The sequence below is a fragment of the Mesobacillus campisalis genome, assembly GCF_000986785.1.
GTDB classification, from domain to species: Bacteria; Bacillota; Bacilli; order Bacillales; family Cytobacillaceae; genus Mesobacillus_B; species Mesobacillus_B campisalis.
This window is the reverse complement of sequence record NZ_LAYY01000005.1, coordinates 56,933-70,392: the sequence shown is the minus strand read 5'-3', so window position 1 is coordinate 70,392 and position 13,460 is coordinate 56,933. Positions and strand designations below refer to the sequence as shown.

Sequence of the window (13,460 nt, the reverse complement as noted above, 5' to 3'; positions counted from 1 at the left end):
TCCCGATTAAATTATGAAGCTTGCTGTTCCAGTTTTTCTTTTAATGGAGGGTTGAATTGTCCTTCCCATTTGGCGACAACAATGGCGGCCAGGGAGTTTCCTACGACGTTCACGGCTGTGCGTCCCATATCAAGAATGCGGTCAATTCCGGCAATAAAAGCTAATCCTTCCGGAGGCAATCCAATCGTGCTGAATGTAGCGAGGAGCACGACGAAAGATACACCCGGCACTCCCGCCATTCCTTTCGATGTCACCATTAACACCAGCATTAACGTAATCTGCTGTCCGATGCTTAGCTCGATGCCAAACATTTGGGCAATGAACAAGGAAGCAATCGCCTGATACAGCACAGACCCATCCAGGTTAAACGAGTAGCCGGTCGGGATGACGAAAGAGGCAATGTGTTTCGGACTGCCTGCTTTCTCCATCTTGTCCATGATTCGTGGAAGCACGGTTTCCGAACTTGCTGTCGAGAAGGCCAAAAGCAGCTCTTCTTTGATCATCTTCAATAGATGGAAGATATTAAATCCAACAAGTTTGGCCGTCAGCCCCAATACGACAATCACAAAGAAAATCATCGTTCCGTATACCGTTAGGGCCAGCTTGCCTAATGGAATCAGCGAGCCGAATCCATACTTGGAAATCGTCACACCAATTAACGCAAATACACCAATCGGTGCATATTTCATAAATAGGTTTGTCACATAGAACATCGCTTTGGCAATGCCTTCGAAAAATCTCAGTGCTGGTTTTCCCGTCTCGCCGATTGCGGCAATACCAAGACCCAAGACAACAGCAAAGAAGATGATTGCGAGCATATCGCCTTCAACCATTGCTTGTATCGGGTTTGTAGGCACAATATGCAAAAGCGTATCGGCTATCGATTTGCCTTCTTGCTCTTCATTTGTCTGCACGTAGCTTGAAATGTCGCTCTGCTGCAGGCTGTCCATGTTCAGGCCAGCACCAGGCTGGAAGATATTAGCCGATATGAGGCCGACCATGATGGCAACCATTGTCATGCCAATAAAATAAGTCAATGATTTACTTCCGAGCTTCCCAACGGATTTGATATCTCCTACCCCGGCAATGGCGACAATAATCGTTGAGAGAACAATTGGAACAACGATCATTTTAATCATCCGGATAAACAGATCGCCCATCGGCTGCAACACACTTTGAGCGGTTTCGTTTCCGTAGAAAATACCGCCCACAACAATCCCTAAAATAAGGCCAATAAAAATTTGATTGGCTAAACTTAATTTGAATTTCTTCATAGATTACCCTACCTTTCTGTTTAGTAAATATGTGTACTTAGGCAAGGAAAAGAGAGATGATTTAGAGCAAAAGTGAAAATTGACAATACAGTGATTGTCAATTCATTCTTTTCATATTCTCTTATGTTTCCTTAAATGCTTACGAGGTTAGCTTTCGGGTTGGGACGATGGAAACAGCAAGCCCCTCCATTATATGGATTCACCCCAAGCGGAAATCCGCCGTCTAGATTGGGTCCCCCGCTCTTAAAATAAGATTCAGCATGTGCATAATGACTTATTTATTATATTATTATAAAAATAACCTTGTAAATAGTAAGTATTCCCTAGCTTTCATCCAGCATTTTCTTGTGCCTTTAACAGCAGGCAGGCAGGCCGCCATGTTTGGTATGAAATTAATTTTCCGAAATAAGATTTATTTCGCGATTTTCATCCATTGCCAACGAAGAAACCCCATTGTAAAAAAAGGATGCCCCGCGGATTACTGCAGGACAGCCTTTATTTTTACCAGATTAAGCTTCGGCTGCAATTTCCTTCTCGTCATAGACGTTCTTGTCGAAGTCTCCGTTAATCCGGCTGGTGAGGACACCGGTGGTCATGCCGCCGCTTACGTTCAGGGCGGTGCGGCCCATGTCGATGAGCGGCTCGACGGAGATCAAGAGTCCAACGATGGCGAGCGGCAGATCCATGACCGAAAGGACGATCAGGGAAGCGAAGGTCGCTCCGCCGCCGACTCCTGCGACACCGAAGGAAGAGATCATGACGACCACGATCAGCGTCAGGATGAACGACGGGCTAAGCGGGTCGATGCCGACAGTCGGCGCAACCATCACCGCGAGCATCGCCGGATAGATGCCGGCGCAGCCGTTTTGGCCGATGCTCAGGGAGAATGGCCCCGCGAAGTTGGCGACTCCGTCGGAAACGCCAAGGTCCTTTGTCTGTGCTTTAATATTCAAAGGCAGTGTGCCGGCGCTGGAGCGTGAAGTGAACGCAAACAGCAGGGCCGGGAAACCTTTTTTCACGTATTGAACCGGGTTGAGCCCAGCCATGGCCAATAGCACCAAATGAACAATGAACATCAAAATCAGGGCGACATAGGATGCGATGACAAACTTGCCGAGTGCGACGATCGCCTCGTAATTGCTCGTTGCCGCCACTTTGGCGATCAGCGCGAGAATTCCGTATGGAGTCAGGCGCAGCACAAGCGTGACGATGCGCATGATGATCGCGTACAGGGAGTCGATGATTTTCGCAAATGTCTCTGCCTGCTCAGGCTGCTTGCGTCTCACCCCAAGATAGGCGACGCCAAGGAAGGCGGCAAAGATGACGACCGCAATCGTTGAGGTCGGCCGCGCGCCAGTAAGGTCGGCGAACGGGTTGCTTGGAATCATCTGCAGAAGCTGCTGCGGAATTGTCATGCCCTCGACTTGGGTGACCCGGTCGGCGAGCTCGACGTTGCGGCTTGCTTCTGCTTCCCCTTCTGTCAGCTGGACACCGTCAAGGCCGAAGCCGACAGTGGCCCCGATTCCAATCGCGGCTGAAATCGCCGTGGTTCCGAGCAGGATTCCGATCACAAGGAAAGAGATTTTCCCAATGTTTTTCGTCAGCTTCATTTTCGTGAAGGCGCCGACGATTGAAATGAACACAAGCGGCATGACGACCATCTGCAGAAGGCGCACATAGCCTGTGCCGAAGATGCTGTACCAGTCCATCGTCGTCGTGGTGATTTCAGAATCAATGCCGTACAGCAAATGAATCAGGTAACCAAGCACAATCCCCATTCCAAGCGCCGTGAACACCCGCTTCGAAAAGGAAACATGCTTTTTTTGCATAAAGAACAATACAGCCGCAAGTCCAAGCAGGACAGCCACATTGATGATGATTAAAAGTGTATCCAAAAGAGTTCCCTCCTAGTTGTTTCTTCTTATAATGTATAGTTTATTACTTACAGAAGATTACTCCGGTAATACCAATCTGTCAAGTCGGATTTTCTTTTTCCCAGAAAAAAGCCGCCGTTCGCGGCACGAACGGCGGCTTGTCTTATCTTTTTGAAAAACCAACACCAATGAATTTCAGCACATCGACCGGTTTTTCACTTTTAAAAGCAGCAAGATTCAGATTCCTGCTTTTGAGCGGCGTGACAAAGCGATGTTTGTTCCGGGCAACCTGGTCCGGGTTGGCGACAACAAGCTCGCCAGGGTTCAGCCCCTCCTGGATATGCACCCTGCTCCCCACTTCAAGGCCCTTCGTGATGCTGCGGCGCTCGATTTTCCCGCCCGGGGTGATCACATACACGTGGCTTCCCGCAAGTTCCTCCGTCGAAGCCGTGACCGCGTTTGTCACTTCGTCCGTGACGACGGTCACCTGGACATGGCTGCCAAGGACCACCTGGGCATCGGCAGAGTTCAACTGGTAGCTGGCATCGTTTGAATCGGTGTTTGTATCGCCATTATTTTCAGTGTCTTCGGTCGTTTCCAGGTCGGTTCCTTCTATTGTCTCGAGGTCTGTGTCATCGGTTGTCTCCAGTTCAGCATCATCGGTTGTCTCGAGGTCATCATCGGTTGTCTCGAGGTCGGTCTCGAAACTGTTGTCATCGGTTTCGCTGGAAGATTCACCGTCTGTGCCGGTTTCATCAGTCTGGCCTTCCCCAATCACTTCCCCGTCGTCCTCCATCAGCAGCGCGTCCGGGTTGATCTCGATTTCAAACGGAAACACGCTTTCCTTTTTCACATGAGGGTCGGACTCCGGATAGGAGGAAACCGAGGTCAGCGTGCCTTCGAGCTTGTCTTTTAGCAGATTGGACGTGATGTAGGCGCGCATGCCCGATTGCAGCTGGGTGAGGTCGTGCTCGGTCACGGTGCCTTTCACCTTCGGGGTGTCGGAGATGATCGTCATCACCGGGTTGCCAAGCTTGTAGTCTATGTCCTTGACAAAGCCGCTCACGGCACTGCCAACATCAAGCTGAGATGTTTCGTTCAGGGTGGAAATGCGGTCCTCGTATTCGCCGATTTCCTGCAGGACTTGCGTGCGCTCGCGCTCTTTGTCGTAGATCTCCTTTTCAATCGTCACTTCAACGAGGGTGCCCGATGCGCCGGATGTCGTGCTGCCGCTCACCGGGACAGAACTCCCCGTGGCGGACGCGGAAACGCTCTTCAGGTATTTCAGCTGCTGAATCTGTTCGTCAATCAGCGCCAGTTCGCGGTCAAGCTGCAGCTTTTCGCTCTGCAGCCTGTCGCTGTCTGCATCAATGCGTTCGGACGTATATTCATAGAGCGGCGTGCCTTCGGTGACCGCGTCGCCTTTTTTCACCAAAAAGCCTTTGAACCCTCCCTGCTCGGGATTGTAATAGACCGGATGCTCTTCCGCCGGGACGACGACGCCCTCGGTTTCGAATGTTTTCGTCAGGTTCTCGGTTGCGGCCTGTGTCCAGTTCGTAATGAACGAGGTGCGGTTGACCGGACTGTCCTTATCCAGGGTCAAAAACACATTGACGGAAAGAAACAGGAGGGTCGATCCGGCGATGATGGCTGTCTTTTTCTTGGGTTTCATTCTGTGTCACCTGCCTGCTAAATAATTTTCTCGAACTGGATGATGGAAAACAGCGCATTGAACAGCCAATACATCAGGTTCAGCCCAATGACCAGTCCGAGCACATGCGCGCGCGGCTTTTCGGTCAGCGACCGCACATAAATATACTGAATATAGATGGCCCACAGTTTAAAAATGGTGATACTGGCAAGAAAGTTAATAAGAAATGTGTTGCCTGTGAGCACCTGGGCGATCGGGCCGAGCGAAAACGGCGACGATTCAGCCGGCACACCGAGGAGGAACGAAATCGGGATGAACAGAAGCTGCTCCAGCAGAAGGATGAGCAGCACCATCATCTGGACGACGACAAAGCGGTTGAGGTCGGTATCGGTCATGCTCCAGAACCAAAGGGCGGAAAGATAAATGATCGCCGCACCGTAAAACAGGCCGCGGAGGATTTGCCCGATGATGAACAAGGCTTTGTGCATTTCCAATTCAGCCGGCCTCAGGTCGGTCAGCCTCGCCGATATGTATTCGGAGCCAAGGCCGAAAAAGGCGCTCAGCCCAAACACGAAGCCGCTCAGCAAAATGAGCAGCAGCGTCTGCCTCCACACCCTGCCAACATCTTCAGTCTGTTTTAGTTCATATGTAAAATAATCCGGGTGGCGCAGGCCGCGGATCAGCCTCGTCTGGTACATCATTGTGTTTTCCCCCAACTGTAACTGTCTCTATTTTTAAAATCAACGGACTCTTATACCCCGTTTTCCCTAACAATAAACCAAATCCTGGCACCTGTCATCCGACTTTTGGATAAACGGGTATGGGACTATCTCCATAAAACCGGTATGTGAACGTGCCCTCATAAATCTGGTATGTGAAGGTCGTTACAATATGTATTCTTCCAATGCGGTAGAAAATCCTTTTTGTATTTTGTAAAAGAAATATGAATCTCACTTCCCCTCCTCTTGCGTCGGCTTTTGCGGTATAATAAAGAAATATGGATTTTTCTTGGAAGCGGCCGTTTGGCCTTTTTATAGAGGTAATACAGGTAAAGGAGGTATGGACATGGCGATGGTTCCCGGTACGCAAATGAAGATGAAGGAAGCGGCGGCGCTGCTGAAAACCAGGCTCCGCCCCGAATCGGAGGAGGACCAGAAGGTGGTCCAGAAAGGGCTGATGCTCTATCGCCAGGGAATGGTCCATCATTTGAAATATGTGGGCGGCTCAATTTGGGCGTCGGTCCAGGATGTGACGCCGGTGAGGGTCTACCTGAATTTCCCCGACCCGGAGGACAGCTCCTGCACCTGCCCGGCCTATGGCTTCTGCCGCCACCGGATGGCAGCGTTCTTCCAGGCCTACGCCGAGATTGGCAGTGTCGCCGACTGGGTGGATGAATGGCGCCGGCCGGCGAAGGAGAGCCTGCAGGCGGAAGAGTGGGGCTTGCAGAAAGCGAAGGAACTGATGAAAAGTGCATCAGGACACGAAAAAGGCTATACGCTGTGGACGGACAATTTTACCCGGAGCTTTAACGAGATTATGCTCGGCCAAGGAAAGCCGAACCCGTATGTGATTGCCAGCCTGCTGCAAACGTACTTGCGCGGCGTCCGGGCAGGAGCGCCCTCAAGCCCTGAATGGCGGACGCTTTATGAGCTGATCGGCCGGATTTACGGATTCAAGCAGCTGGCGGCCCTGACCGGGGAGCTGGAGCATAACAGCTCGACGGTGAACCGCTATTACCGCTATCTGTTCGACAGCCTTGAGGATGAGATTGATGATGGCATCCATTCTCTGTCTGTCAACTCGCTGCCGTTTGATTTTGACGAATATATCGAAGCACTGAAGGACGAGTCGGCGGGGCTGATTGATACGGCCGACCTGTTTGAATATGAGCGGGCCAATTTGTACCGGATGCTCTGGTCGGGGCTGTTCAAGCAGAACAGCTGGCGGGAGGAAGAACGCGAGCGGCTGGAGGCTTTCGGCGAAGGCAAACGGACGATGGCCGAGAACGTTGCGCTGGCGCATCATTATTATTTGGCGAGGCGCGACCGGGAGTTGTTTGATTTCCTGAAAAAGCTGAACGACACGCCTCTGTCATTTCTGTTTTACTGGCTTGAGGATCTGGGGCGCCAGGGCGACAACGCCCGGCTTGGGGCCTATATCGAATACATGGCCGGGCAGATGCGTCCGGCGCTTGCTTCGATGCAGAACCACCAGCAGGCGCGCGACTTTACGCGGCTTGCGCTGCGCACCGCCGCGCCGTTTTTCCGGAACGGCGGCCGCGAGGAATTGTACGAGAAGCTCTTGAACGCTTCCCTCCCCTTCAGCTATATCGAGTACGAAGACTTTTTATTCGAGAAAGGCTCGTATGAAAAATGGGGCGAGCTATTCACGTATACAAGCTTTGAATATTTCACCGTGCCGAATGACAGAGTGAAGGTGCTGCAGAAGGAAGCCCCCGAGGTCTTGCTGCCGCTGCTGCACCAGGCCGCCGACGGGCTGATTCTCCAGAAGAACCGCAGCGCCTACAAGCAGGCGGTCCGCTTGCTGAAAAAACTGCGCGCTGCCTATAAAAAGCTGAAGCGCACCCCCGAGTGGGAGGTTTATTTTGACAAGCTGCTCGAGAAGAACAAAAGGCTGCGCGCGTTCCATGCTGAGTGTGAGCGTGGGAAGCTGATAGTGGAGAAGGAGTAGCTGGGACGGTTGAATTTTCCCGTGTGCGCCTGCATTTTATGAAAAAGCGGACTCATTTTACACAAATTATAGGATGGCACCATCAAAAATGGGTGTTCATCTTAAAATTTTGGCTTGGATGCATGATCATGACGGGTTTAGTTCCCTCCAATGAAGGTATTGCATCAATTTTTTCGGTTATTGCTTCAATTAATGTAGTTATTGCATCAATTATTTTAGTTATTGCATCAATAAATCAGTTTTATTGAAAAACCTGTGTCCAATTTGTGTCCACACTTCTGAGATTGACCTACGCTAGGGTGTTGGACACCAATTTTTAATACGAACGAAACCCCGCACGGTGCCTCCGCACCTGCGCATGAAAGGAGCGGCGTGATGCTGCGAATGAAACAAATACTGGTTCGGATGAAGCCGCTGGATGATGGCATGTTCTTTTTGCATGCCGAAGACACCTATGAAAATTCGCTGCCGCTTTCGGAGTGGAAGCATCTTCTTTTTAACCGACATAAAGAAAGCTACTACGGCACGATGCTGGAGACTGGCAAGCAAGACGGCATCGAGGGCGTGGTGATCGGCAGCTGGCAGCTTGTGACGCTGTTTGCGGAGGAAGGGTTCAACCGGATTGTCCATTGGGATTGGGATGAGCTCTCGGACCTCTGCCTCTCGTGCGCCCATGCGATTCACGACAGCGTGCTCGCCAAGGACTGGCACCCGGATTTTGCGGCGCTGGCTGGCGGTGCAGATGGAGGAATGGAAGAGACCGGGGTTGGAGCTCTGGCCGTAGCGAGCGGAGACGCCCCCGCCTCATCCGCCTTCCGCTGGTCGCTGCCCGAGAACGTCCAGAGCGAATTTGGACAGAGCTTTTGGGACGAAACCCTCACACAGAACGGAAAAGCGTACCATGTGAGAACCTTCGTTGCCCACCTGTTCCACCATGCGCTGGAAGCTTATTTTAATGAAAACGAAGGCCTGAAGCACCTGCTTGGCGAGAAGCTGGAGCTGCTGCGCAACAACCAGCTTTCCGGCGCACAGCTGGCGGCCTATTTTGACGAGATGCGCTGGCTGGAGTGGATCGGAATTAAGGAAAATCCCGCGCCGTTCCGGATCGGGATGCGGCTGGAAGAGCCGCTTGAGGAGGATGGCAGCTGGAACCTCAGCCTGTTTCTGCGCGGCAATAATGGGATGGCGATTGATGCTCGGGACTATGGCTCCTTCCCTGCTGACTGGGACCCATTCTCGGAGCGAATTGAGGATGAGGAAAGCCGGCTGGCGGGAATATTCCCGGCGCTGGCGGAGGACGGCCGCCTGAAAACCCACCTCTCTGAAGAAGAGGCATGGCTGTTTTTAACCGAGATGAGCGAAACGCTGATTGCCTTGGGCATTGAGATTCTCCTGCCATCATGGTGGGAAGCAATCAAGAATGCGAACCTCAAGGTGAAGGCGCGCCTGAAAGGCCAGGGCAGCTATCGCCGTTCGTTTGTCGGCCTGAACGCCCTGCTTGACTATGACTGGCGCTTCTCGATGAATGGCGTTGACCTGACCGAGGATGAGTTCCAGCGTCTCGTGAATGAAAAGCGCCGGCTTGTGTACCTGAAGGGCCGCTGGATCAAGCTGGACCACGGCTTCATCCGCCAGATCCAGGACCTGATGAAGAAGGCCGACAAGGAAGGCCTGCACATCCGCGACCTGCTGCAGCAGGAGCTGGCCGAGGAAGGCGAGGAACCGTCGGAAGAACTCCAGGATCCGCGGGCGTTTGCGAAAATCCAGATTGAGCTGAACCGCCATTGGAAGCAAATGATGAAGCAGCTGTCGGAAACGAAAGAGATTCCCGACTCCCCTGTGCCTGCCGGTTTGAATGGCGAGCTGCGGCCGTACCAGAAGCTTGGCATGAATTGGCTGCTCTTTTTGCGGAAATACGGCTTTGGCGCTGTGCTTGCCGATGATATGGGACTTGGAAAGACGATTCAGCTGATCTCCTACCTGCTGTCGGTAAAAGATCAGGAGCCTGATGCCGGGCCGGCGCTGATTATCTGTCCGACTTCGGTGCTCGGCAACTGGCAGAAGGAAATCGAGCGCTTTGCACCGGGCACGGAGGTGCTGCTGCATTACGGGCCGCACCGCCTGAAGGGCGAGGCGCTTGGGGAGGCGGCACAGGAAGCGGACATTGTCCTGACTTCCTACGGGCTGACTCATCTTGATTTTGAGGAGCTCGAGGCAATCGAGTGGAGTGCGGTGGCGATCGATGAAGCGCAGAACATCAAGAATGCTGACACGAAACAGTCCCGGGCGGTGCGGAAGCTGAAGGGCCGCCATCATATCGCCCTCACCGGGACGCCGATGGAAAACCGCCTGTCCGAGCTGTGGTCGATTTTTGATTTTACCAACCGCGGCTATCTTGGCACTGCCGGCAGCTTCCAGAAGCAGTTCATCCTGCCGATTGAAAAGGACGGCGAGAAACAGAAGATTGCCCAGCTGCAGGCGCTGATCAAGCCGTTCCTGCTGCGGCGCACGAAGAAAGACGAAGACGTGGCGCTGAACCTGCCGGACAAGGTCGAGCAAAAGGAATACTGCCCATTGACCGCCGAGCAGGCGTCGCTTTATGAACAGCTTGTCAAGGATACGTTCGGCGAGATTGAAAAGCTGTCAGGGTTTGAGCGCAAGGGGCTGATCCTGCAGATGCTTGGCCGTCTGAAGCAGCTGTGCAACCACCCTGCATTGTATTTAAAAGAAGAGCAGCCGGAGCGGCTTGTTGACCGCTCGGCGAAGATGGAAAAGCTGCTTTCGCTTGTCGAGGCGGTGCGCGATCAGGACGAAAGCTGCCTGATTTTCACACAGTACATCGGCATGGGCGAAATGATCCGCTCTGTTTTGAAGCGGGAATTTGGCGTCGAAGTGCCGTTCCTGCATGGCGGCCTGCCGAAGGCGAAGCGCGATCAGCTGATTGAGCAGTTCCAGAACCGCGAGTTCCCGTTCTTCCTGCTGTCGCTGAAAGCTGGCGGCACCGGGCTGAACCTGACCGCGGCGAACCATGTCATCCATTATGACCGCTGGTGGAACCCGGCCGTTGAAAACCAGGCCACCGACCGCGCGTACAGGATTGGCCAGAGCCGCTTCGTGCACGTGCACAAGCTCATCACCACCGGGACGCTCGAAGAAAAAATCGACGCCATGCTCGAGAAAAAGCAAACCCTGAACGACCAAATCATCCAAAGCGACAACTGGATCACCGAACTCACCACCGACGAACTGGAAAACCTGGTTCGGCTCGCGTAGGGGTCAGGCACCCTGTGACGCTTTAAAGCACCGCGGGTCAGGCACCCTTTAGTGCATTACCGCACCGCGGGTCAGGCACGCTTTAGTTAAGTAAAGAAATATTTAAGGCTGCTGAATCTTTTTCAGCAGCCTTTTACAATAGAAAATCAGATGGTGTTTGGAGGCGGGAATTGCCTTTTTACTTCCCCATCAGTAGCTCATATAAGACGCTCCAATGATAATCAGGAGAATAAACAGCACAACGAACAAAGCAAAGTTATTGGATTTGTGTGACATAAATTTTCACCTCCCATATTCTCTACTGTGATAGTGTATGTAGGGATATTCCCGCTGATTGGACGAACATCCCAAGCATGGCAAAAACCCGCCAAATAGGCGGGTTTGCACTTGTTATCCAGTTGTTGCGGCAGCCTAGTTTAACTCCATGGCTCTCATTAGAGTGGGGTAAATCCGCAGTCCCCGCAAGTCAAATCCCCTATCCGTCATTTGGCGGACAACGGCCGGACGAAACCCGGTAAGGATCATTTCCTTTCCGATCAGCTGCATTCCATAAGCCAATTTTGTGATCGACTCATAAAAAATATCATTCGCTTCATAAATAGCGTTAACATCCAGAATGATTTTGCTTACATCAAGTGAGTGGGCGGCACGCAGCGTTTTTTCAATAAATAACCCTGGCGTCAGCTCTGCTACTACAGGCTGGGTCAGCGTGAGGATGGCTGTAGAACGGGATATAGGCACCAGATTCGTTGCCATCGCTTCTACACTTTTTTTGAGGTCCTCTTCACGGTCAATATACTGCGTTATATCCGCGAATTCCGCCATTGCCCCTGCCACCAAGCCATCCTCGTAAATAAGCTTTGTATGGATGGTGAAATAAGCGTTATAGGGCCCCCATTGGTAAGGCATGACGTCTATAGCATATTCCTGTTCGTATTTTATTGTGTGCTCAATATGTCTTACTTCATCAGGCGCATCAGGAAAGGCTTGAAAGATATTCTTGTTTAAAATTTCTTCCCTCTTTACACTCAGAAGTTTTTCGCACTGTTTATTGACAGAAACAATTGTATACTGGTGGTTGATCACCATGACTGCACTTCTGATGTTTTCGAGTATAGAAGAATACATATTGATCAATAAAATCGTCCCTTCCTGTAAGTTGCGGAATTTCCATGATATGAACAGTGGCAATAGACATAATCGTAAGGGTATTACGCTCTATTATACAGGAATTGGAAAGTTTTAATGTTTTGAACATGTTACAAATTTGTGTTTTCTTTGAAATTTAATTAAATGCCATGCCATCTTCCCATCACGACGGTATTATAATACCGGCCGTCAGAAAGAAGTTTATCCTTCCTTAAGATGCCTTCGGTTTCAAACCCGTGCTTCTGATACAGCTTGATGGCCTTTTCATTGGTTTCAAGCACACTCAGGCTGATTTTTTTGATGCCGCTTCCGTCTGCCCAGAGGATGGCCTCCCTCAGCAGGTTCTGGCCGATTCCATATCCCCAGAACTCTTTTAGCACACAGATGCCAAATTCGACTTTATGCGCCAGCCGCTTTAGACTGCTTCCCTCGCATCTCGCAAACCCGGCAATCCTGCCATTCACTTCGGCTACTAAAAACAAGCTGCGGGCGCTTTCGGTGTCTTCGGAAATCAGCTGCTTGAAGCCTGCTTCATCGATGTATGCCTCCCCTTTTTCGCGGTCCATGTTTTCAGTCTCGCCATCAATCTGCAGCCGGACTTCAGACAAGCACCGCGCATCTTCCTCTTCAGCAGACCTCAAAATATAACGGATGCCCTTAACCTGAAACTCTTTCGGATTCACTTTCATGAAGACCCCTCCCTATTTTACTATCCTGTTTTTCCCAGGTAAAATCAATATGAAAAATGCCGGCCAAAAGCTGGCCGGCTAAAATGGGGGAATAGGTGGCAGTAATTGATTTTTTCTGATGGAGACAATTTGGAGAAATTACATGCTTTTCAGTTCTTCCGGCTGTGCCTGGCCAGCCAGGAAGGTGAACTGGCGCTGTTCCTGCTGTTCGATGGCCGCCATTTCAAGCTGGTGGATCCGTCGCGTGAGGCTGTCGACTTTTTCATTGGTCTTCCCGACCATCTTGATCAGGCTGACCAGCAGTTTTTCCAGTCCTTCATTTTCATTGGGGCACCGGCTCAAAGGGCATGACCTCCACTTCCTGCGACCCTTGTGCCGCCGGCTTTTTGCTGAGGAATTGCACATGCTCGGCAACGACCTCTGTCACGTATACCCGCTTTTTTTCCTGATTTTCATAATGGCGGGTCTGGATACGGCCGTTCACACCGATGACGGAGCCTTTTCGGCAGTAGTTTGCGGTGTTTTCAGCGGTTTTCCTCCAGAGGATGCATGGGACGAAATCGGCTTCCTGCTCGCCGTTTGCATTGCGGTATTGCCGGGTGACTGCCAGGGTGACATTGGTGACAGCCTTTCCATCAGGCGTGTACTTCAGTTCAGGATCGCGCGTCAGCCGCCCTACAAGAACGATCTGGTTGATCATGGAGTTCTCCTTTCGCTTTGATGCCTTCATCATACAATCTGCCAGCTTTCCCGTAAAATCGTCAAAGGTATCGATTGGAAGGCAGGTTTTTGTCGATTTGGGCAGACTTTGCGGCGATAAATTCTTTTTAGGAGGGCTGCTGATGTTGATATTGCTATT

At 51.5% G+C, this 13,460-nt stretch carries 11 protein-coding genes and 1 riboswitch; of the genes, 2 read left to right on the top strand and 9 right to left on the bottom strand.

Annotated elements, in window-relative coordinates; translation table 11 throughout:
• Positions 1–11: 11 nt before the first annotated feature.
• The 4 genes from WQ57_RS05865 to WQ57_RS05850 all read right to left on the bottom strand — a co-directional run bounded on the left by WQ57_RS05865 (position 12) and on the right by WQ57_RS05850 (position 5,500).
• Positions 12–1,274, bottom strand: coding sequence for a cation:dicarboxylate symporter family transporter (locus tag WQ57_RS05865; RefSeq protein WP_046522809.1), 1,263 nt, complete (start codon positions 1,272–1,274; stop codon positions 12–14).
• A 121-nt stretch (positions 1,275–1,395) separates the two neighbouring features.
• Positions 1,396–1,545: riboswitch (cyclic di-AMP (ydaO/yuaA leader) on the bottom strand.
• Between the two features lie 238 nt (positions 1,546–1,783).
• Entirely contained in the window at positions 1,784–3,169 is a 1,386-nt protein-coding gene (locus WQ57_RS05860) for an L-cystine transporter (protein WP_046522808.1), read from the bottom strand.
• Between the two features lie 142 nt (positions 3,170–3,311).
• Positions 3,312–4,820 (bottom strand): permuted SH3 domain-containing protein, encoded by a 1,509-nt coding sequence (locus WQ57_RS05855; RefSeq protein WP_046522807.1) that lies wholly within the window; start codon positions 4,818–4,820, stop codon positions 3,312–3,314.
• A 17-nt stretch (positions 4,821–4,837) separates the two neighbouring features.
• Positions 4,838–5,500, bottom strand: coding sequence for a hypothetical protein (locus tag WQ57_RS05850; RefSeq protein WP_046522806.1), 663 nt, complete (start codon positions 5,498–5,500; stop codon positions 4,838–4,840).
• Between the two features lie 364 nt (positions 5,501–5,864).
• On the opposite strand from WQ57_RS05850, the gene WQ57_RS05845 reads away from it, so the two are divergent.
• Together WQ57_RS05845 and WQ57_RS05840 are read left to right on the top strand one after the other, a co-directional pair.
• Entirely contained in the window at positions 5,865–7,490 is a 1,626-nt protein-coding gene (locus tag WQ57_RS05845) for an SWIM zinc finger family protein (RefSeq protein ID WP_052948652.1), read from the top strand.
• Positions 7,491–7,865: 375 nt separating this feature from the next.
• Positions 7,866–10,763: a DEAD/DEAH box helicase gene (locus WQ57_RS05840; RefSeq protein WP_046522805.1), complete on the top strand. Its 2,898-nt coding sequence runs from the start codon at positions 7,866–7,868 to the stop codon at positions 10,761–10,763.
• A gap of 189 nt (positions 10,764–10,952) precedes the next feature.
• On the opposite strand, the gene WQ57_RS26120 is transcribed toward WQ57_RS05840, so the two are convergent.
• The 5 genes from WQ57_RS26120 to ssb form a co-directional block, all read right to left on the bottom strand.
• Positions 10,953–11,039, bottom strand: a complete 87-nt coding sequence (locus tag WQ57_RS26120) for a YjcZ family sporulation protein (protein WP_084820177.1) — start codon at positions 11,037–11,039, stop codon at positions 10,953–10,955.
• A 135-nt stretch (positions 11,040–11,174) separates the two neighbouring features.
• On the bottom strand, positions 11,175–11,891 hold the full coding sequence (locus WQ57_RS05835) for a PAS domain S-box protein (RefSeq protein ID WP_241481492.1): 717 nt from the start codon (positions 11,889–11,891) through the stop codon (positions 11,175–11,177).
• A 161-nt stretch (positions 11,892–12,052) separates the two neighbouring features.
• On the bottom strand, positions 12,053–12,601 hold the full coding sequence (locus WQ57_RS05830; protein ID WP_046522803.1) for a GNAT family N-acetyltransferase: 549 nt from the start codon (positions 12,599–12,601) through the stop codon (positions 12,053–12,055).
• A 138-nt stretch (positions 12,602–12,739) separates the two neighbouring features.
• The gene (locus WQ57_RS05825; RefSeq protein ID WP_046522802.1) at positions 12,740–12,943 is read right to left on the bottom strand and encodes a hypothetical protein; all 204 of its coding nucleotides are present in this window, start codon (positions 12,941–12,943) and stop codon (positions 12,740–12,742) included.
• Complete coding sequence (gene ssb / locus WQ57_RS05820; RefSeq protein ID WP_046522955.1) at positions 12,924–13,301, bottom strand: single-stranded DNA-binding protein; 378 nt, start codon at positions 13,299–13,301, stop codon at positions 12,924–12,926. The genes WQ57_RS05825 and ssb overlap by 20 nt, the downstream gene beginning before the upstream one ends.
• Positions 13,302–13,460: the final 159 nt, after the last annotated feature.